Annotated in this window: 19 protein-coding genes; 3 read left to right on the top strand and 16 right to left on the bottom strand. The window is 64.4% G+C overall.

Translation table 11 applies throughout. The features are described 5' to 3' along the window. Nucleotides 1-65 precede the first annotated feature (65 nt). From GR158_RS15180 to GR158_RS15170, 3 genes are all read left to right on the top strand, one after another. Nucleotides 66-1,253 carry an efflux RND transporter periplasmic adaptor subunit gene (locus GR158_RS15180; RefSeq protein WP_160871638.1) on the top strand — a complete coding sequence of 396 codons (1,188 nt, stop codon included), beginning with the start codon at nucleotides 66-68 and terminating at the stop codon, nucleotides 1,251-1,253. A gap of 96 nt (nucleotides 1,254-1,349) precedes the next feature. Continuing rightward, entirely contained in the window at nucleotides 1,350-4,661 is a 3,312-nt protein-coding gene (locus GR158_RS15175; protein WP_160871637.1) for an efflux RND transporter permease subunit, read from the top strand. 152 nt (nucleotides 4,662-4,813) lie between these two features. After that, on the top strand, nucleotides 4,814-5,497 hold the full coding sequence (locus GR158_RS15170; protein ID WP_160871636.1) for a Crp/Fnr family transcriptional regulator: 684 nt from the start codon (nucleotides 4,814-4,816) through the stop codon (nucleotides 5,495-5,497). Between the two features lies 1 nt (nucleotide 5,498). Here the strand turns inward: GR158_RS15170 and ureG are convergent, their stop codons facing one another. The 16 genes from ureG to GR158_RS15090 all read right to left on the bottom strand — a co-directional run bounded on the left by ureG (nucleotide 5,499) and on the right by GR158_RS15090 (nucleotide 17,600). Further along, complete coding sequence (ureG, locus tag GR158_RS15165) at nucleotides 5,499-6,110, bottom strand: urease accessory protein UreG (RefSeq protein WP_134650641.1); 612 nt, start codon at nucleotides 6,108-6,110, stop codon at nucleotides 5,499-5,501. Between the two features lie 94 nt (nucleotides 6,111-6,204). Continuing rightward, complete coding sequence (locus tag GR158_RS15160; protein ID WP_371731657.1) at nucleotides 6,205-6,876, bottom strand: urease accessory protein UreF; 672 nt, start codon at nucleotides 6,874-6,876, stop codon at nucleotides 6,205-6,207. Then, the gene (ureE, locus tag GR158_RS15155; RefSeq protein ID WP_160871634.1) at nucleotides 6,860-7,330 is read right to left on the bottom strand and encodes an urease accessory protein UreE; all 471 of its coding nucleotides are present in this window, start codon (nucleotides 7,328-7,330) and stop codon (nucleotides 6,860-6,862) included. Before ureE ends, GR158_RS15160 begins: the two co-directional genes overlap by 17 nt. Nucleotides 7,331-7,355: 25 nt before the next feature. Beyond that, nucleotides 7,356-9,062, bottom strand: a complete 1,707-nt coding sequence (ureC, locus tag GR158_RS15150) for an urease subunit alpha (RefSeq protein WP_134650638.1) — start codon at nucleotides 9,060-9,062, stop codon at nucleotides 7,356-7,358. A gap of 3 nt (nucleotides 9,063-9,065) precedes the next feature. Next, on the bottom strand, nucleotides 9,066-9,701 hold the full coding sequence (locus GR158_RS15145; RefSeq protein WP_160871633.1) for a glycosyltransferase family 29 protein: 636 nt from the start codon (nucleotides 9,699-9,701) through the stop codon (nucleotides 9,066-9,068). Nucleotides 9,702-9,710: 9 nt separating this feature from the next. Beyond that, nucleotides 9,711-10,136, bottom strand: a complete 426-nt coding sequence (locus tag GR158_RS15140; RefSeq protein ID WP_160871632.1) for a lysozyme inhibitor LprI family protein — start codon at nucleotides 10,134-10,136, stop codon at nucleotides 9,711-9,713. Between the two features lies 1 nt (nucleotide 10,137). After that, nucleotides 10,138-10,443 (bottom strand): urease subunit beta, encoded by a 306-nt coding sequence (locus GR158_RS15135; RefSeq protein WP_134650635.1) that lies wholly within the window; start codon nucleotides 10,441-10,443, stop codon nucleotides 10,138-10,140. Beyond that, entirely contained in the window at nucleotides 10,440-10,706 is a 267-nt protein-coding gene (locus tag GR158_RS15130; RefSeq protein ID WP_134650634.1) for a DUF1272 domain-containing protein, read from the bottom strand. The genes GR158_RS15135 and GR158_RS15130 overlap by 4 nt, the downstream gene beginning before the upstream one ends. 4 nt (nucleotides 10,707-10,710) lie before the next feature. Continuing rightward, entirely contained in the window at nucleotides 10,711-11,013 is a 303-nt protein-coding gene (locus GR158_RS15125) for an urease subunit gamma (RefSeq protein WP_134650633.1), read from the bottom strand. A gap of 111 nt (nucleotides 11,014-11,124) precedes the next feature. Next, nucleotides 11,125-11,961 carry an urease accessory protein UreD gene (locus tag GR158_RS15120; protein WP_160871631.1) on the bottom strand — a complete coding sequence of 279 codons (837 nt, stop codon included), beginning with the start codon at nucleotides 11,959-11,961 and terminating at the stop codon, nucleotides 11,125-11,127. Nucleotides 11,962-12,104: 143 nt separating this feature from the next. Beyond that, nucleotides 12,105-13,223 carry a branched-chain amino acid ABC transporter substrate-binding protein gene (locus GR158_RS15115; RefSeq protein WP_134650631.1) on the bottom strand — a complete coding sequence of 373 codons (1,119 nt, stop codon included), beginning with the start codon at nucleotides 13,221-13,223 and terminating at the stop codon, nucleotides 12,105-12,107. A 106-nt stretch (nucleotides 13,224-13,329) separates the two neighbouring features. After that, entirely contained in the window at nucleotides 13,330-13,674 is a 345-nt protein-coding gene (locus tag GR158_RS15110) for a DUF6867 family protein (RefSeq protein WP_160871630.1), read from the bottom strand. Between the two features lie 16 nt (nucleotides 13,675-13,690). Continuing rightward, on the bottom strand, nucleotides 13,691-14,416 hold the full coding sequence (locus GR158_RS15105) for an ABC transporter ATP-binding protein (protein ID WP_370340505.1): 726 nt from the start codon (nucleotides 14,414-14,416) through the stop codon (nucleotides 13,691-13,693). After that, a complete protein-coding gene (locus GR158_RS15100; RefSeq protein ID WP_246665662.1) occupies nucleotides 14,416-15,309 on the bottom strand; it encodes an ABC transporter ATP-binding protein in 894 nt (297 codons plus the stop codon). The genes GR158_RS15105 and GR158_RS15100 overlap by 1 nt, the downstream gene beginning before the upstream one ends. Then, on the bottom strand, nucleotides 15,309-16,694 hold the full coding sequence (gene livM, locus GR158_RS15095; protein WP_160871629.1) for a high-affinity branched-chain amino acid ABC transporter permease LivM: 1,386 nt from the start codon (nucleotides 16,692-16,694) through the stop codon (nucleotides 15,309-15,311). The genes GR158_RS15100 and livM overlap by 1 nt, the downstream gene beginning before the upstream one ends. A gap of 3 nt (nucleotides 16,695-16,697) precedes the next feature. Beyond that, nucleotides 16,698-17,600 carry a branched-chain amino acid ABC transporter permease gene (locus GR158_RS15090; RefSeq protein ID WP_160871628.1) on the bottom strand — a complete coding sequence of 301 codons (903 nt, stop codon included), beginning with the start codon at nucleotides 17,598-17,600 and terminating at the stop codon, nucleotides 16,698-16,700. Between the last annotated feature and the right edge of the window lie 74 nt (nucleotides 17,601-17,674).

Raw genomic sequence — 17,674 nt, 5'->3', positions numbered from 1 at the left:
CCGGACACGAAACACGCAGTCACGCTTTTGGGATAGCTCTGCCTATGGCTTTTGGACACGGGACAATGCGCTTCTTTTCTGCCGCGGTCGTGATGGCTGTCGCGCAGACATCCGCTTTTGCTGCCGATGCGGCGACCGGCAGTGCCGATGGCGCCCAGCAGGTCCAGAACCTGCCCGCCATTGTCGTCACCGCTGCCGAACAGCACAGCCTCGTCGACCGCGTGATCGCCACCGGCACGATCCAGGCTGTCGAGGAAGTCTATGTGACGCCGCTCGTCGAAGGCCTTTCGATCCGCACGCTTGAAGCCGATGTCGGCGATCGCGTCGCGGCGGACGGCACGCTCGCCACGCTGAACGACGATGCGCTCCTTCTCCAGAAAAGCCAGACCGAGGCTTCACTTGCCAAGGCACGCGCCGGCCTCGAACAGATCAAGGCACAACTGGTCGAAGCGAAGGCCAATGCGGACGAGGCCGTCCGGGCCCGCGACCGCGCGCAGCGGCTCGTGAAGTCCGGCTCGCAGTCGCAGGCCGGTGCCGACCAGGCGATCGCCGCGGCTGACGCCGCACTCGCCCGCGTCAATTCCGCCGAGCAGGCCGTCGCCGTCGCCGAGGCCGACATCAATGTCGCGCAGTCACAGATCGACGATATCGACCTGAGGCTTGCCCGCACCGCCGTCAAGTCGCCGGTCGCCGGCGTCGTGTCCGCGCGCACCGCCAAGATCGGCGCCATCGCCAGCGGGTCGGCCTCGCCGCTCTTCACCGTCATCCGCGACGGCGCCATCGAACTCAAGGCCGACGTATCGGAAGACACGATCCTCAAGCTCAAGCCCGGCCTCAAGGCCAAGGTCTCGCTTGCGGGCGGAGCGGCGACGCTGACCGGCACCATCCGCCTCGTCGAACCGACGCTCGATCCGCAAAGCCGCCTCGGCCGCGTCTATATCGGCTTCGACGAGCCGGAGCGGGCCCGCGCCGGCATGTTTGCGAGCGCCGACATTGTCGTCGAGGAAAAGCAGGGTATTGTCCTTCCCCTCTCCGCCATCACGACGGCGGACGGCAAGACGGTGGCCCGAAAGGTCGAGAACGGCGTCGTCAGGCTGGTGCCGGTCGAGACCGGCATTCAGGACGGCCAGGGGATCGAGATCGTCCGCGGGCTTGCAGCCGGCGACGAGGTCGTCGCCAAGGCCGGCGCCTATGTTCGCGATGGCGACCGGATCAATCCGGTCAAGGGCGAGCAGGCTTCGGCCACGAAATGACGGAGAGGTTCCGCCGCAAGCGGAGCTGGCAGCCGGGCAACAGGGTCGGAGCCCCTCCCCGGAAGCGTCTGGTCTCTTATCGAGGACTTTGGGGACATGAACTTTTCAGCTTGGTCCATCCGCAACCCGATTGCGCCGCTGCTCGCTTTCGCGCTGCTGCTCTATGTCGGCATCCAGTCCTTCTATTCGCTGCCGATCACGCGCTTCCCCAATATCGACGTTCCCGTCATCGCCATTTCGGTGACACAGAGCGGTGCCGCTCCGGCCGAGCTTGAGGTCCAGGTCACCAAGGAAATCGAAGACGCCGTCGCCGGCATCGAAGGCGTGGACGACATCGTGTCGACCGTCACGGACGGCAGTTCCGTCACATCCGTCCTCTTCAAGATCGAAAAGCCGACGAACCAAGCGCTGCAGGACGTCAAGGACGCGATCGACCGCATCCGCAGCGACCTGCCGGCCTCCATCGAGGAGCCGGTCGTCAGCAAGATCGACGTGGAAGGCCAGGCGATCCAGACCTTCGCCGTCTCCTCGCCGAACATGACGCTGGAAGAACTGTCGTGGTTCGTCGACGACAAGGTCAAGCGCGCGCTTCAGGGCCAGCCGGGCATCGGCAAGATCGACCGCTTCGGCGGCGCCGACCGCGAGGTGCGCGTCGACCTCAACCAGGACAAGCTCGATTCCTACGGCATTTCCGCCGCCGACGTGAACCGCCAGATCCGCAGCATGAACGCCGATGCCGGCTCCGGCCGGGGCCAGATCGCCGGCGCCGAACAGGCCATCCGCACGCTCGGCGACGCCCGCTCGGTCGAGAAGCTGACGAACACGATGATCGCGCTGCCGAACGGCCGCTTCGTGCGGCTCTCCGAACTCGGCAAGATTTCCGATACCTACGAGGAGCCGCGCTCCTTCTCGCGCTTCAACGGCAATCCGGTCGTGACCTTCGCGGTCTTCCGCTCGAAGGGCGCAAGCGAGGTGACCGTCGCCGGCTCCGTCGAGAAGGCGCTGGGCAGCGTGCGCGCGCAAAATCCCGATGTGTCGATCGAGATGGTCGACGACGCCGTCTACTTCACCTACGGCAACTATGAAGCAGCACTTCACACGCTGATCGAAGGCGCATTGCTGGCGGTCGCCGTCGTGCTGCTCTTCCTGCGCAACTGGCGCGCGACGCTGATTTCCGCGGTCGCGCTGCCGCTCTCGGCAATCCCGACATTCTTCGTCATGGACATGCTGGGCTTCTCGCTGAACCTCGTGTCGTTCCTGGCGCTGACGCTTGCGACGGGGATCCTGGTGGACGATGCCATCGTGGAGGTCGAGAACATCGCGCGCCACATCCGCATGGGAAAATCGCCCTATCGCGCCGCGATCGAGGCGGCCGACGAGATCGGCCTTGCGGTGATCGCGACCACCTTTACCATCATCGCGGTCTTCGTGCCGGTGTCGTTCATGCCGGGCATCCCGGGCCAGTACTTCATCCAGTTCGGCCTGACCGTCGCCGTTGCCGTGTTCTTCTCGCTTGCGGTGGCGCGCCTGATCACGCCGGTCATGGCAGCCTATCTGATGCGCTCCAGCGATGCCGACGGCCATGGCGAAGAGAAGGAAGGCCGCTTCATGCGCGGCTACACCTGGCTCGTCAGCAAGACGACCGGCACATGGTATGCCCGCTACGCCACCCTGCTCGGCGCCTTCGCCTTCCTGATCGCCTCCGTCATGCTGCTCTTCACGGTGCCCGGCAGCTTCATGCCGCCGGAAGACGCGTCCCGCGTCGTGCTGTCCGTCGAACTGCCGCCGGATGCGATGCTCGACGATACCGACCGCACGACCACGCAGGTCTATGACGAGGTGAAGGATATCGACGGCGTGAAAAGCGTCTTCGTGCTCGGCGGTTCCTCGCCGAAGGGCGATCTGGAACTGCGTCGCGCCTCCGTTACCGTCATCCTCGACAGGCTGGAGCATTCCCTCGCCTACCGCCTGGTGAACGACGTTCTCGGCGGCATTCCCGTGATCGGCCCCTACCTGCCGAAGATGGAAGCGCATGGCCGCCTGCGACCGCAATGGGATATCGAGAAGGAGATCTTCGCCAAGCTTCGCGATATCCCCGACGTGCGCATCATCAAGCTCAACGATCGCGGCGAGCGCGACCTCGCCTTCAACCTGCTTTCCAACAACGAGGCGGACCTGAACGACACGGTCGCGGTGCTGGAAGCCAAGCTTCGCGCCGACCCGCTGCTCGCCAATGTGAGCTCGGAAGGCTCGCTGCCGCGGCCGGAACTGCAGATCCGCCCGCGCGACGACCAGATGGCCCGCTTCGGCATCACCACCGCGCAGATATCGGAGGTCGTGCGCGTCGCGACCATCGGCGATATCGACTCGCAGCTCAGCAAGGTCTCGCTCGACAACCGGCTCATCCCCATCCGCGTGCAGGTGGACCGCGCGTTCCGCGCCGATCTCGCCGCCATCCGCAACCTGAAGATCCAGACCGCGGGCGGCCAGTTCGTGCCGCTCTCCAGCGTCGCGGACATCGACTATTCGGAAGGCCCGAGCGCCGTGAAGCGGCACAACCGCAACCGCGTCGTCTCGATCGGCTCCGATCTCCAGCAGGGCGTGGCGCTCGACACCGCCACCGCGCGCTTCAAGGAGATCGCCTCGGGCATCGACATGCCGTCGACGGTCCAGTTCGCCGAAAGCGGTGACGCGGAAATCCAGGCCGAGATGCAGCAATCCTTCGGCAACGCCATGCTGCTCGGCCTGCTGCTCGTGCTGATGGTGCTGATCCTGCTGTTCAAGGATGTGATCCAGCCCTTCACCATCCTTCTGTCGCTGCCGCTTGCCATCGGCGGCGTGGCGGCCGGCCTCATCCTCACGCAGAACGCGCTCTCCATGCCCGTTCTCATCGGCATTCTCATGCTGATGGGCATCGTGACCAAGAACGCCATCCTGCTCGTCGATTTCGCCATCGAGATGCGCCATGCCGGCATGGAGCGCGTGGAAGCCATGATCGAGGCGGGCCGCAAGCGCGCGCGGCCGATCGTCATGACCTCCATCGCCATGTCCGCGGGCATGCTGCCGTCTGCGCTCGGCGTCGGCGAAGGCGGCGCCTTCCGCTCGCCCATGGCGATCGCGGTGATCGGTGGCATCATCGTCTCGACCGTTCTGTCGCTGGTCGTCGTGCCGTCCTTCTTCCTGATCATGGACGACCTCTCGCGCTTCCTCGGCTGGGCCTTCGGCCGTTTCGTCGGCAAGAAGGACGACGAGTTGCTGGCCATGGAACCGCAGGCGCTGACACAGCTCGCCGACCAGACGGCACGCACCGTCACGGAACTGGAAAAGCGCATCGAGACGCTCGAAAAGAAGAATGGCGAGCGAAAGCCCTTCACCGTGGTGCATCACTCCACGCTCGCGGCAGAATAAACCGCTGCGTTCACGGATGAACGGCCGGCGCGGCTTCTGCCCCGCCGGCCGTTTTGCGTTGTTTGATCGAAATCAAGACGCGTATTCCCGCCCTGGACTATCGTTTCAGCTGGAAGAACGAACAAAGCCTGCGGGAGCTTGGAGTGAGATCGATGAACAGGCTGATGAAACCCGGCGCACGGGAACGGGAAACGCTTCTGAATTCAGGTTTTCTGGCTTCACTCGGCGTGGAGAGTGTCGCGGCGCTGATGGAAATCGCCGTTATCGGCAACCTGCCGGCCCGCCAGATGCTGTTCCGGGAAGGCGAGCCCGCCGACATGCTGCATTGCGTTCTGTCCGGCTATATCCGCCTCTACAAGCTCGACCCTGACGGCCGCGAGGCCGACGTGAGCCTCTATGGCCCCGGCGACCTGATCGGCGCGAGCGTGGTTCTCGACGGCGGCCGTTATGCCGCGACGGCACAGGCTGCCGAACCGGCGCTGCTTGCCCGCTTCGATCTCAGGCGCGTGCGCGATATCGCAAGCCGCCGAGCGGACCTGGCGCTCGCGCTCGTCAACATCGTGTCCACGCAGCTTGCCGCTAGCTTCACCAGTCTTGCCGATGACCGGCTGCACACCGCACCCCAGCGCGTGTCGCGCTATCTGCTCGATCATTGCCCGGCGGACGGCAAGGCGACGAGTTTCCGCCTGCCCTACCAGAAGAGCCTGCTCGCAGGGAAGCTCGGCCTCGCCCCCGAGGCCCTGTCGCGCGCCTTCTCGCTCCTGCGCAACCACGGCGTCCATGTCCGCGGCCGGCTCGTCCATATCGGCGATCCCGAGGCGCTCAAGAGGGTCTGAGCTAGAGCCCGCCCTGCACGCGCAGGAAATCGACGATGGTGTCGACCCCCTCGCCGCGTTTCATGTCGGAGAAAACGAAGGGCCGCGCCGCGCGCATGCGCCCGGCATCCGCCTCCATCACGTCGAGATCCGCCCCGACATAAGGCGCGAGGTCCTTCTTGTTGATGACGAGAAGGTCAGAGCGCGTAATGCCGGGCCCGCCCTTGCGCGGGATTTCCTCGCCCTGGCAGACCGAGATGACATAGATCGTCAGGTCCGCAAGGTCGGGCGAGAAGGTTGCCGCGAGATTGTCCCCGCCGGATTCGATGAAGACAACATCCAGATCGGGAAAACGCCGGTTGAGATCGGCGATGGCCTGGAGGTTGATCGAGGCATCCTCGCGGATGGCTGTATGCGGGCAGCCGCCCGTCTCCACGCCGACGATGCGGTCGGACGGCAGCGCCTGCATGCGCACCAGCGCTTCCGCATCCTCCTTGGTGTAGATGTCGTTGGTCACAACGGCCACGGAATAGTGCGCGGCCATGGCCTTGCAGAGCTTCTCCGTCAGCGCCGTCTTGCCCGAACCGACGGGGCCGCCGATGCCGACACGCAGGGGACCGTTTTTCGATGTCATCGTCACTCTCCGAAAGTTTTGCGGCGGACGGACGGCAACGCCATAGGTCCACCTCTGTCTATCTGTGCCCAGCAGGGTTTGGCAGCAAACCTGTTCATGAGCGGAACAGCCGCGTCGTCAGTGTTTCATGCCGCAGGCTGGCAATCTCCGCGCGGATGGTGGCGGAACCGAGATCGTCGAGCGTCGAGCCCGCGGCCCGCTCGGCCATCGCGATCACCTCCGGCTCCAGCCCGGCAAGAACGGCCACGCCATCGCGCTGGCCGATGACACCGCAACGGATCGCCACCGACACGAGGTTGGAGGCGACCGCGTGGAGAAAGGCGGCCAGCGCCGCCTCTGCCGAAATGCCGTGCCCGCCTGCAACCGCCCCCACGGCGACCGGATAGGCCGCCGCCTCACCCAATACGCCCAGAACCGGATGCGGCCAGCCCGAGGCCGCAGCCAGGAATGCGCCGCCCTGAAGCATGGTTTCCCTGTGCCGCTCGGCTGAGCCCGCAAGCGCCTCTGCAAGGTCGGCGACCGCCTTCAGCTGCTCCTCCGCATCGACGTTGCGATGCGCTTCGGCAAACAGCACGGCGTCGTTCCAGAGATTGCCGTGCGAAAGCAGGCTCGAGAGCCAGTCGCGAAGCGTGGCGGCGTCGCGCACGTCACCGTCGCTCACCACCTGCTCGAGACCGCCCGAATAGGAGAAGGCGCCGACGGGAAAGGCGGGCGACAACCAGGTCATCAGCCGCACGAGGGCTGCCGGCTCAGTCATGGCCGTGATGATGATGCCCGTGGCCGGAACCGTGATAGGCGCCACGCACCGGATGGAACGGCTCCGAGACCTCCCGCACCGTCGCGCCGAGCCCGTTCAGCATGTCGCGGATCACGTGATCGCGCAGGATGAGAATGCGCGTCTCCTCGATCTGCGCCGGCAAGTGGCGATTGCCGAGATGCCAGGCGAGTTCGACGAGATGAAGCGAACCCTTCGGGGTGACCTCGTAGAGAAGTTCTTCCGCCGCCACGACCTCGATCGTCTCACCGCTTTCCGTCCACAGCAGATCGCCATGCGAAAGCTGGACCGGCTCGCGCAGGTCGACCATCACGACGTCGTCGTGCTGCATGTGCAGGAGCTTGCGACGAATATGGCGCTGGTCGTGCGGGAGAATGACGACATCGATGGGCGTCTGGTCGATGGCGGTTCCCTGCGGCAGGATCTGGGTGGAGCGATAGGGCATAAGGGACTTTCGGGGCAGAAGAGTATCAGAAGAGGAAATAGCGCTGCGCCATCGGCAGCACGGTTGCGGGTTCGCAGGTCAGCAACTCGCCGTCCGCACGCACCTCATAGGTTTCCGGATCGACCTCGATATGCGGCGTGAGATCGTTGAGGATCATCGACGCCTTGGAGATGTTGCGCGTGTTGCGGACCGGCAGAAGCTGCTTGGCGACGCCGAGACGCTCGCGAAGCCCGAGATCGATGGCCGCCTGAGAAACGAAAGTGACGGACGAGTTGGTGCGCATCTTGCCGTAGGCGCCGAACATCGGGCGATAATGGACCGGCTGCGGCGTCGGGATCGATGCGTTCGGATCGCCCATCGGCGCCATGGCGATGACGCCGCCGAGCAGGACCATGTCGGGCTTCACACCGAAGAAGGCCGGGTTCCACAGCACGAGGTCGGCGCGCTTGCCCACTTCGACCGAGCCGATCTCGTGGCTCAAGCCCTGCGCGATGGCCGGGTTGATCGTATATTTGGCGATGTAGCGGCGGATGCGCAGGTTGTCGTTGTCACCGGTCTCGCCGGCAAGGCGGCCGCGCTGGCGCTTCATCTTGTCCGCGGTCTGCCAGGTGCGGATCGCGACCTCGCCGACACGGCCCATGGCCTGGCTGTCGGAGGAGATGACGGAGAACGCGCCGATATCGTGCAGGATGTCCTCCGCCGCGATGGTTTCCTTGCGGATGCGGCTTTCGGCGAACGCGATGTCCTCCGGGATGGACGGCGACAGGTGGTGGCAGACCATCAGCATGTCGAGATGCTCGGAAATGGTGTTGACCGTATAGGGCCGTGTCGGATTGGTCGAAGACGGGATGACGTTGGCGTGGCCGCAGACCTTGATGATATCGGGCGCATGGCCGCCGCCGGCCCCTTCCGTGTGGAAGGCGTGAATGGTTCGCCCGCCGATCGCCGCAACCGTGTCCTCGACGAAGCCGCTTTCGTTGAGCGTGTCGGTGTGGATCATCACCTGAACGTCATACGCGTCGGCGACGGAAAGGCAGCAGTCGATGGCCGCGGGCGTCGTTCCCCAGTCCTCGTGCAGCTTGAGCGATGAGGCGCCGGCGCGGATCATCTCCTCGATGGGCGCGGCCACCGACGCGTTGCCCTTGCCTGCCAGCGCCAGGTTCATCGGAAAGGCATCGAAGCTCTCGATCATGCGCTCGATGTGCCAGGCGCCCGTGCAGGTGGTGGCGAGCGTGCCGTGGGCAGGCCCCGTGCCGCCGCCCAGCATCGTCGTGACGCCGCTCGCCAGCGCATGCTCGATCTGCTGCGGGCAGATATAGTGGATATGCGCATCCATCGTCCCGGCGGTGAGGATCTTGCCCTCCCCGGCGATCACCTCCGTCGAGGGACCGACGATGATGGTCACGCCCGGCTGCGTATCGGGGTTGCCCGCCTTGCCGATGCCGGCGATGCGGCCGTTGCTGAGGCCGATATCCGCCTTGAAGATGCCGCTGTGATCGATGACGAGCGCGTTGGTGATGACGGTATCGACCGCGCCCTCGCCGCGCGTCGCCTGGCTCTGTCCCATGCCGTCGCGAATGACCTTGCCGCCGCCGAACTTCACCTCGTCGCCGTAGCTGGTGAAGTCCCTCTCCACCTCGGCGAAGAGTTCCGTATCGGCAAGGCGCACCTTGTCGCCGGTGGTGGGACCGAACATGCGGGCATAGGCGGCGCGGGACATGGTGTAGGACATGGGTCAGCTTCTCCGGGAGGCGGGAGGATGATCGAGACGGTCGAGGCGGCCGGCGGTGACGAGCGCATCGACCCAGCGCCGCTCGGCGGCGAAAGGATGCCATTCCCAGCCTTCGTGGCTGAAGCCGGCAATGGAAACGCGGTCGCCTTCTTCGGCAAGGTTTTCAAGGGCATGCGCGATGGTGACGAGGCCCGAGCTCGGTACGACGTAGGGCGCGGGATCGAAGGCGGCCAGTCCGGCGTCGACGGCACGATGGAGGGCGGCGGGGATGACACGCAACCGACGGCCGGTCGCCGCCGCGAAGGCCTCGAAGCCATCAGTGTAATCGTCGCAGAAGTCGTCGAGATCGGGGTGGCTGACGGCCAGCGGCGCGCGCATGGCCGCAAACACATCGGAAGAGCGCACGCACCAGATCTCGCCGGCCTGCCGCACGGTCTCGCTGTCCTTCCAGCGGCCGCCACCCAGCATGTCGAGCGCCGGGCGGCCGGTGTTGCACACGGCGATGATATCTGTCTTCACGCCGCCCGCACCTGCCGACCGGCAGCCATTGAAACGGATCACGATGTCAGCCGCGTCGATCGTCGCAGCCAGCCCCTGCGGGATGGCGCCATTGCCGACAATGACGATCCTGCGTGACACCGCCGCTCCTCAGTTTTCCTGCTCGTAGAACGTCTTGAGCTCCGCCGTCCGCTTGCGTGTGAGATCCGCAAGGCAGCTGGAAACCAGCAAAGGCTCCAGGGAGCCGCCGCGTGCCTCGAAGCCTGCAAGATCGCACTGGCCGTCGCGATAGCCGATCCACGAGCGCTGGGCTCGTTTCAGCGCGTCGACCGCACCGACATACTGGTCGCCCATATCCTTGAAGCCTTCATCGGTCTCCACGGCAGCCGCCAGGGCCTTCTTGTAGACGGCATTCAATTCTTCGTCGGCCGCCTTGTAGTCGCGTCCGGCGCAGATGTTCATGTCCATCTGCGTCTCCGCGTTGTCGCAGTCGACTTCGGGCTCCTGCGCCATGGTGACCGTGGCCGAAACGATGAGCGAGGCGGCGGCGAGGAGAAGTGAATGTCGCAAAGTCATGTCAGAGTTTTCCCATAACGGCCTGCCGGAAGCCGTAAATTTCCCGCTTGCCGGCAAACGGCACGAGCCTCACGCTGCGCGTCTGGCCCGGCTCGAAACGCACGGCGGTTCCGGCGGGGATATCGAGCCTGAGCCCCCGCGTCTGCTCACGCTCGAACGACAGGCCGGGATTGGTTTCGTAGAAATGATAATGACTGCCGACCTGGATCGGGCGGTCGCCCGTGTTGGAAACGTCCAGCACGGTGACAGGCAGTCCGACATTGAGTTCGATATCGCCGTCGGCGGCGATGATTTCGCCCGGGATCATGGATTTCCTCTCGCAGCTTCCGCCGGGCCACAGCCCTCGGCTTTCAGGATACGTTTTGTCGATGCCGGATATTTTGCAAGCATCGCGGCCGGCCGCACCGGACGGTGCATGAACCCGCCGCCGCAGTTCGGGCACGCGCCGTGCAGAACCGTGCTCACGCACTGCGCACAGAAGGTGCATTCGAACGTGCAGATCATCGCCTCGCCGCTTTCGGGCGGCAGGTCGCGGTCGCAGCATTCGCAATTGGGCCTGAGCGCCAGCATGGATCTACCGGATCGGCTCGTGCACGGTCACGAGCTTGGTACCGTCGGGGAAGGTCGCCTCCACCTGAATGTCGTGGATCATCTCGGGGATGCCATCCATCACCTGGTCCCGGGTGAGCACATGTGCGCCCGCCTCCATCAGGTCGGCAACCGCCCGGCCGTCGCGCGCACCCTCCACCACGAAATCGGTGATGAGCGCGATCGCCTCGGGATGATTGAGCTTCACTCCGCGCTCCAGACGCTTGCGCGCCACGATCGCGGCCATGGCGATCAGCAGTTTGTCTTTTTCGCGGGGGGTCAGGTTCATGTGTGGTCCGTTGCTCGTTCCGTCGCGCGAGAATAGGCGGCTGTTTGCGCGCGCGATATACGCAAAACAGGAAGCCGGCGGCGACCACGGATCGGACCGGACCAGCCGATTTCAGAGTGACCAGAGTTTCGGCACGCCCGCGCCCTTGCGCAAGTGCGAAATGATCGGGATGAGCATTTTTCGCAGGGAGAACCCGTCATCCGCCACGACACGCGCGACGAGCTTGTCCTGCCAGTGGCTGACGCCGGCCGCCGCGCCCGCGCCGATCAGCCGGCGCAACGGTTCGACATGCCCTTCGGCGTCGGGGCCGCATAACAGCACGGTTGCGAAGGCGCGTGCACCGCGCAGCGTCGCCAACTCGCCCGTAAGGGCGGCAACATCGCCCTCGATCCGCGTTTCCTCGGCATGGATCAGCTTGCCTGCGCGGCGAACACGCCAGCGGTCGTGGAAGAACCCCGTCTTCACCGTCTCGCCCATCGCCTTGCGGCCGAGGATCACGGCCTCCACGGCGAGGAAGACGGCATCGGCAGCCAGGTCCACCTCCAGCCGGCGGTTCAGCGACGACCGATCGAACAGGATCGTTTCCTGCGGCAGCCAATCGACACGCGCGCCGTCGGCCACGGTGATGCGTGTTTCCAGCCGTGCGGTCGAGGCGCTCGCTTTGTACACACGCTCGCAGGCCTGCGTGGTCACGGTCAGGCGCGTTTCGGCGCCGGCTGCAAGCGACCATTCCACATGATCGCCGCCCGTCAGGCCACCGGCCGTGTTGATAAGGACGGCCTCCATCGCACCATCGAACGTGGCGGGTAGCCGGATCTTGGCGCAGCCTTCCTGATAGAGCACGTCGAGCCGCGTGCTCTGCGCCGACCGCTTCGCCACCAGGCGTCCGACGCCGCGCGCCCGCTGCTGGCGGCCGATGGGCTCATCCCGGACAAGCGCTGCATCCATGCTGCCATTCCTTTCGTCTTCACCCTGCCGATGCGTCTGGCCCAGGCACCTGCGCCAGCCTTCACGAAAAAGCCCGGCGCAAGGCCGGGCTTGAAGTCGACACGGCCGGGCGGCATGCGTGCGCCGCCCGTTCCATGAAACGATTATTCGTTTTCGACGTAGGTGTACTTGCCGTCTTCACCCTTCTTCCAGGTGTACATGACGTAGTCCGGACGGGTGATGTCGCCCTTCTCGTCGAAGGAGAGCTCACCGATGGCCGTGTTGAACGGGCCCTTTGCCTTGATCGCTTCTGCAACGGCCTGCGGGTCGTTGCCGCCGGCAGCCTTGGCGGCTTCGGCGATGACCTGAAGAGCGGCGTAGGAGTAGAGCGTGTAGGCTTCCGGCTCGAAACCGGCAGCGCGGAACTTCTCGACGAGCTCCTTGGCGGCGGGGTTCTTGCGCGGATCGGGCGCGAAGGTCATCAGCGTGCCGTCGACGGCGTCGCCGGCGATCGAAGCCAGTTCGTTCGAAACGATACCGTCGCCCGAGATGAAGGTTGCCTTCAGGCCCTGGTCGGCAGCCTGGCGTTCCATCAGGCCGAACTCGGTGTGCAGGCCGCCCCAGTAGACGACGGAGACGCCGGCTTCCTTCATCTTCGCGATAAGGGCCGAGAAGTCCTTGTCGCCGATGTTGACGCCTTCGTAGATGACTTCCTTGACGCCGGCTTCGTTGGCCGACTTCTTGGTTTCGTCAGCGAGTCCCTGGCCATACGGGGTCTTGTCGTGGAGAACGGCGAGCTTCGCATCCTTGAAGTTGGCGGCGATGAACGCGCCGGCTACGGCGCCCTGCTGGTCGTCACGGCCGCAGGTACGGAACGTGTTCCACAGGCCGCGCTCGGTGTAGGTCGGGTTCGTGGACGCCGGCGAAACCTGCAGGATGCCGTTTTCGGCGTAGATTTCCGACGTCGGGATGGAAACGCCCGAGTTGAAGTGACCGACAACGAACTTCACGCCATCGGCAACGAACTTGTTGGCGACGGAAACGCCCTGCTTCGGGTCGGAAACGTCATCGCCCAGAACGATCTTGATCTGCTCGCCGTTGATGCCGCCGGCCGCATTGATGTCGGCAGCAGCCTGCTCGACGCCCTTCTGGATCTGCGCGCCGAAAGCGGCGTTCGGACCGGTCAGCGGGCCGCCGACGCCGACCAGGATGTCGGCCCAAGCGCTGCCGCTGAAAGCGACCATTGCAGCCAAAGCAACAGCCGACATGAGAGACTTCTTCATTTGGTTACTCCCAGATTTATAGCGGGCTGGTTTCAACCGGGCGCAACACCCGCATTCATTGCGCCGGTATCGTTTGCCCCGTCCGGGCGGACGGGTGTTCCCTTGATTATTTCGACTTCCAGGAAAAGGGCGAGACCTTCTCATAAAGCCAGTAGTAATTGTTGGTCATCTGCCGCGTCCGGTAGTAGCGGTAACCGAGCGTAGCAAACAACAAAAGCACGGCGGTGTCCACGACATAGTACTGCGGCGTGAGCATGGTCCCGTTGAACAGGGCGTGATGGATGAACCGGATGGCGACGCCCAGAAGCAGGATGTAGATGACGAGGGTTCGGTAGGGTTGCCAGCCCTCTGCGACGCTCTTTCCGGTCCGCCACGCGGTCCAGCCGCCCATGATGACGGTGATGAACAGGAACTGCCAGACAGACGGCTCCTCGTAGAGAATTCCCTGCATTGTCCGTCTCCTTGTCCTAGTGCCTGCCGCCTTCGAGATAGGCCGCGCGCACTTCCGGATTGGCCAGAAGCTCCTTGCCCGAGCCGCTCATCGTCACCTTGCCGTTGACCATCACATAGGCTCGGTCCGACAGCTTGAGCGCGGCAAAGGCGTTCTGCTCCACGAGGAACACGGTCAGGCCCTCTTCCTTATTCAGCACCTTGATGGCGTCGAAGATGCCCTTGACGATCAGCGGCGCCAGGCCCAGCGACGGCTCGTCGAGAAGCAGGAGCTTGGGACGCGCCATCAGCGCGCGGCCGATGGACAACATCTGCTGTTCGCCGCCCGAGAGCGTGCCGCCGCGCTGCGACTGGCGCTCCTTGAGGCGCGGGAAGAGCGTAAAGATTTTCTCCACGTCCTCGTCGAAATACTTCAGGTTGTCGAGGCTCGCGCCCATCTGGAGGTTTTCGTAGACGGTCATGCGCGGGAAGATGCGACGTCCTTCCGGCGACTGCGCGATGCGGCGGCGCGCGATGAGATGCGTCGGCAGGCGGGTGATGTCCTCGCCGTCGAAGGTAATGGTGCCGTTGCGCGCCTGGGGGCTGCCGCAGATCGTCATCATCAGGGTCGACTTGCCAGCACCGTTGGCGCCGATGAGGCTGACGATCTCGCCCTTCTGCACCGTGACATCGACGCCGGCCAGGGCGCGGATGTTGCCGTAATAGGTTTCAACGCCCTGGACGCTGAGAAGCGTATCGCTCATCAGTGCGACCCTCCCGCCGTGCCCTCGATCTCCTCGATTTCCTCGATCACCTCTTCGACCTCATCATCTTCCACACCGAGATAGGCCGCGATAACCTTCGGATCGTTCTTCACATGGTCCGGCGTGCCATCGGAGATCTTCTGCCCGTATTCGAGCACGACCACATGGTCGGAGATCTCCATGACCACGGACATGTCGTGCTCGATGAGCAGGATCGACGTGCCGCTGTCCTTGCGGATGGAGCGCAGGAGTTCGTTCAGCGCGAGCGATTCACGCGGGTTGAGGCCCGCCGCCGGCTCGTCGAGGCACAGGACCTCGGGTCCCGTGCACATGGCGCGGGCGATCTCCAGGCGCCGCTGGGCGCCGTAGGGCAGATCGCCGGCCGGGTCGTCGGCACGCGCGATGAGGTCGGCCTTCTCCAGCCAGTGCCGGGCGACCTCGATGGATTCGGCCGCGGCCTTCTTGTATCCGGGCAGGCCCAGAAGGCCGAGGACGGTATAGCCCGACGCCTTCATCAGCGTGTTGTGCTGGGCCACCAGCAGGTTCTCCAGAACGGTGAGGCCCGAGAAGAGCCGGATGTTCTGGAAGGTGCGCGCCACCTTGGCATCGCGGGTGATCTCGAAGTCGTTCAGGCGCTCCAGCAGGAACTCCCGGCCGCCCTTCTGGCGCATGGTGATCATGCCCATGGTCGGCTTGTAGAAGCCGGTCACGCAGTTGAAGACCGTGGTCTTGCCCGCGCCGTTGGGGCCGATCAGCGCGGTGATCTCGCCGCGCTGCGCCTCGAAGGAGAAGTCGTTGATGGCCATGAGGCCGCCGAAGCGCATCGAGAGATGCTCGACCTTGAGAATGGGGTCAGCCGTCATCGTGTTCGTTGTCATGGTTGCGGACACCATCAGCCGTGTCCTTCCTTGGTGAAGCTGCCGGAGACCGCCTTGCGTTCCTTCAGGAAGGCGGTCGGTTCACGGCTGCCGACGAAGCCACGCGGTTTCCAGACCATCACGATGACCATGGCGAGGCCGAAGATCAGCATGCGGTAGAGTTCCGGCGTGAAGTCGGGACCGAAAATGGCCTTGAGGAAGGTCATCTCGCGCAGCAGTTCCGTGCCGCCGACCATCACGACGGCCGCAACCGCGATGCCGACGAGCGAGCCCATGCCACCGAGGACCACGATGGCCAGGATGATCGCCGATTCCAGGAAGACGAAGCTTTCCGGCGACACGAAGCCCTGGCGCACGGCGAAGAAGGAGCCGGCGAAGCCGCCGAACATCGCGCCGATGGAAAACGCCGTCAGCTTGGTCGTGACCGTGTTGATGCCGAGCGAGCGGCAGGCGATCTCGTCCTCACGCAGGGCTTCCCAGGCGCGGCCGATCGGCATGCGGCGCAGGCGGATCGTCACATAGGCGGTGAGCAGCGCCAGCGCCAGGATGAGATAGAACAGGAAGATCTTGTAGTAGGCCGACGACATCGGCAGGCTAAAGGCCTTGGCGAAGTTGTTCGGCGCGCTGACGTCGAACGACCAGATGCCGAAGACGGAGGCCTTGGGAATGCCCGAGACGCCGAACGTGCCGCGCGTCACTTCCGTCCAGTTGATCAGCACGAGGCGGATGATCTCACCGAAGGCGAGCGTGACGATGGCGAGATAGTCGCCCTTCAGGCGCAGCACCGGAAAGCCGAGGATCATGCCCCAGAAGGCGGCCAGGATGCCGGCGAGCGGCAGCAGGATCCAGAAGGACAGCCCGAAATACTGCGACAGCAGTGCATAGGAATAGGCGCCCACCGCATAGAAGGCGACGTAGCCGAGGTCGAGCAGGCCGGCCAAGCCTACCACGATGTTGAGGCCCCAGGCGAGCATCACGTAGATGAGGATCTGGATGCCGAAATTGTCGACCCACTTCAGCGAGCCCTGCACACCGAACAGCATGACCATCAGCGGTGGATAGATCAGGAGCGCGACGATGGCGATCTTGCTGAAGTTGCGCTTGAAGAAGCTTTCGTCCGCCTCGACCGGCGCCTTGGCGGCGGCCTTGCGGGCGTCCATCCAAGGGCGGATATAGGCGACCGTGAGGAAGCGCCCGACGGCGGCGACGGCAACGAAGATGGCAAGCAGGCCCCAGCGCTGGTTCAGCACCAGCTCGTTGCGGATGTTCTGCGTGGTCTCCAGACCGACGAAGAGCACGAACAGGCCAAGCGCCACGATACCGGCAAAAATGCCCTCGCGCAGAGCCCGCGCCGTCAGGTTACCGCCGGCGCTCTCGGGAGAGTGGGAAATGTTGGACATGGATCAAACCTTCTCGACTTCCGGTCGTCCGAGAATGCCGGACGGCTTGAAGATCAGGACGATGGCGAGGATGGAGAACGTCGCGACGTCCTTGTAGTCGATGGTGAAATAGGCCGACCACAGGCTCTCGATGAGACCGATGAGCATGCCGCCGAGAACCGCGCCCGGAAGCGAGCCGATGCCGCCGAGAACCGCGGCCGTGAAGGCCTTGACGCCCGGAATGAAGCCGTCGGTGAAGACGGTCACGCCGTAATACATCAGGTACATGGTGCCGGCCACCGCCGCCAGCGATGCGCCCATGACGAAGGTCACGGAGATCGTGCGGTCGACGTCGATGCCCAGCAGCGCCGCCATCTTGCGGTCCTGTTCGGTTGCACGCTGCGCGCGGCCCAGCGCGGTCTTGTTGACGATGTACCAGAAGGTCGTCAGCAGGATCGCCGTCAGGAGCATGATGATGATCTGCTTGAGCGAGATCGCGATGCCGAAGACATTGTAGACCGACGACACCAGCGGCGGGATCGGCTTGTTGCGCGGGCCCTGCGTGACCTGGATGAAGTTCGACAGCGCAATCGACATGCCGATCGCCGTGATCAGCGGCGCAAGGCGGAACGAACCGCGCAGCGGCCGGTACGCCATCTTCTCGATCGTCCAGTTCCACAGCGACGCCGTCAGCATCGCGGCAACCATCATGACCAGGAGCAGAATGACGACCGGCAGGCCGACGAACACGCTGGTCAGGACGAGAAAGGTGATGAGAGCGGCAAATCCGCCGAGCATGAAGATATCGCCATGGGCGAAGTTGATCATGCCGATGATGCCGTAAACCATGGTGTAGCCAATGGCTATCAGACCATAAATCGAGCCAAGAGTCAGCCCGTTGACGAGCTGCTGGACGAAATACTCCATATATAATCCCCCGGATGCAGTCCGCTTTGGCCACATCTCTTGTTCTTGCGCTCATTTTTTGAGCTTGTGTAGAC

Origin of the sequence: Shinella sp. AETb1-6 (genome assembly GCF_009826875.1) — a bacterium.
In the GTDB taxonomy this organism is placed as follows: Bacteria; Pseudomonadota; Alphaproteobacteria; order Rhizobiales; family Rhizobiaceae; genus Shinella; species Shinella sumterensis.
The sequence above is the reverse complement of the archived record's forward strand: the minus strand, read 5'-3'. Positions and strand labels throughout refer to the sequence as shown.

Coding starts and splice junctions, on each gene's coding strand:
- ureE (WP_160871634.1), bottom strand. CDS start 7,330: ATGCCCTATCGCTCCACCCAGATCCTGCCGCAGGGAACCGCCATCGAC.
- GR158_RS15090 (WP_160871628.1), bottom strand. CDS start 17,600: ATGGAGTATTTCGTCCAGCAGCTCGTCAACGGGCTGACTCTTGGCTCG.
- GR158_RS15180 (WP_160871638.1), top strand. CDS start 66: ATGCGCTTCTTTTCTGCCGCGGTCGTGATGGCTGTCGCGCAGACATCC.
- GR158_RS15110 (WP_160871630.1), bottom strand. CDS start 13,674: ATGCAGGGAATTCTCTACGAGGAGCCGTCTGTCTGGCAGTTCCTGTTC.
- ureC (WP_134650638.1), bottom strand. CDS start 9,062: ATGTCCTACACCATGTCCCGCGCCGCCTATGCCCGCATGTTCGGTCCC.
- GR158_RS15120 (WP_160871631.1), bottom strand. CDS start 11,961: ATGGATGCAGCGCTTGTCCGGGATGAGCCCATCGGCCGCCAGCAGCGG.
- livM (WP_160871629.1), bottom strand. CDS start 16,694: ATGTCCAACATTTCCCACTCTCCCGAGAGCGCCGGCGGTAACCTGACG.
- GR158_RS15105 (WP_370340505.1), bottom strand. CDS start 14,416: ATGAGCGATACGCTTCTCAGCGTCCAGGGCGTTGAAACCTATTACGGC.
- GR158_RS15130 (WP_134650634.1), bottom strand. CDS start 10,706: ATGCTGGCGCTCAGGCCCAATTGCGAATGCTGCGACCGCGACCTGCCG.
- GR158_RS15140 (WP_160871632.1), bottom strand. CDS start 10,136: ATGACTTTGCGACATTCACTTCTCCTCGCCGCCGCCTCGCTCATCGTT.
- GR158_RS15170 (WP_160871636.1), top strand. CDS start 4,814: ATGAACAGGCTGATGAAACCCGGCGCACGGGAACGGGAAACGCTTCTG.
- GR158_RS15100 (WP_246665662.1), bottom strand. CDS start 15,309: ATGGTGTCCGCAACCATGACAACGAACACGATGACGGCTGACCCCATT.
- GR158_RS15125 (WP_134650633.1), bottom strand. CDS start 11,013: ATGAACCTGACCCCCCGCGAAAAAGACAAACTGCTGATCGCCATGGCC.
- GR158_RS15175 (WP_160871637.1), top strand. CDS start 1,350: ATGAACTTTTCAGCTTGGTCCATCCGCAACCCGATTGCGCCGCTGCTC.
- GR158_RS15135 (WP_134650635.1), bottom strand. CDS start 10,443: ATGATCCCGGGCGAAATCATCGCCGCCGACGGCGATATCGAACTCAAT.
- GR158_RS15115 (WP_134650631.1), bottom strand. CDS start 13,223: ATGAAGAAGTCTCTCATGTCGGCTGTTGCTTTGGCTGCAATGGTCGCT.
- ureG (WP_134650641.1), bottom strand. CDS start 6,110: ATGACATCGAAAAACGGTCCCCTGCGTGTCGGCATCGGCGGCCCCGTC.